The sequence below is a fragment of the Pseudoalteromonas sp. McH1-42 genome, assembly GCF_022347845.1.
GTDB classification, from domain to species: Bacteria; Pseudomonadota; Gammaproteobacteria; order Enterobacterales; family Alteromonadaceae; genus Pseudoalteromonas; species Pseudoalteromonas rubra_D.
On the sequence record NZ_JAKRFU010000084.1, the window covers coordinates 1 to 1,325 of the forward strand.

General features: G+C 55.2%; 1 protein-coding gene. It reads left to right on the forward strand.

Annotation, left to right across the window (positions count from 1 at the left end; genetic code table 11):
* Positions 1-1,325: AMP-binding protein (locus MHN31_RS24130; protein WP_239445561.1), on the forward strand; the 1,325-nt coding region annotated here is incomplete at both ends.

A 1,325-nucleotide genomic window follows, 5' to 3' on the forward strand; every position in this document is an offset into this window, starting at 1 on the left:
GAGCGCACAGGAGCGCACCAACTACCCGTTTAACTTATCGGTGAATGATTATGGCGCAGCCCATGTGTTCAGCCTGGACTTACAAATTGATGAGCAGGTAGAGATCAGCCGCATCGCAGAGTATGTGATTACGGCGCTGAGTCAGCTGACGGACACAACTCAAACACAATCAGTGAGTTCACTGAGTGTACTGCCGGCAGATGAAGTGGCCAGATTACTGACGCAGGGTCAGCGCAGCTTAGGCTACGACGACACGGCTTGTATTCACCATTTATTCGAACAGCAAGCCGCGGCAGCGCCCGAAGCAACCGCGCTGGTGTTCCAGAACCAATCCATCAGTTACGCCGAGCTAAATCAGCGGGCCAATCAGCTGGCTCATTACCTGCTGAGTGAGCAGCACATCACATCTGGCACTCTGATTGGGGTATGCAGCAGTCGTTCGGTAGAGATGGTGGTGAGCATACTGGCGATCCTCAAAGCCGGTGGGGCGTATGTGCCACTGGACCCGAATTACCCGGCCAGCCGCCTGAGCTATATGGCGGTTGATGCAGGTCTGAAGCAAGTGATTGGGTATGGCAGTGGTCTGGCCGTGGCCCAGAGCCTGATGAGCGAACAGGCAGGCACCGCCATCGATATTGCGGCCCTGACGCTTGATGATTATCCGCTGCACAACCCCGCTCTGCATCGTGCGGTACAGCGTCTTATTAGCACGCCGCATTTTATGACACTGGACAGCAACACGGTATTCCTGCACAGCGCCAACATTGCCTTTGATGCGGCAACCATAGAGTTGTGGGGACCCTTACTCAATGGCGGACGTTGTGTGCTGTATCCGCAGAACCAGCTGGACATTCATGCACTCAACACACTGATTGATAGTCAGGCCATTAACAGCATGTGGCTGACGGCCGGTCTGTTCAGTGAGTGGAGCCATCACTGTGACGGTCGCACTTCTCTGCGTTATGTACTGGCTGGCGGCGACATAGTCCACGGCGCTGATGTGATGCGGGTGCAGCAAGCATTGCCGCAGGCACAAGTCATCAACGGCTATGGCCCGACTGAAAACACCACCTTCAGCTGTTGTTACGCGATACCGACATTACATCAAAGTCAGGACATTGCTATAGGTACGCCGTTGAATGGCGATCAGGCCCTGGTGCTAAGCGATGACCTGAGTCTGGTGCCGTATGGCAGTGTGGGTGAGTTGTGTGTGGGCGGCGACGGTCTGGCACAGGGTTATCTGAATCAGCCTGAGCTGACGGCCGAGCGCTTTATTGACAATCCATTTTATGACCCCGAGGTGGCAGGCAGCGCGAAACGCCTGT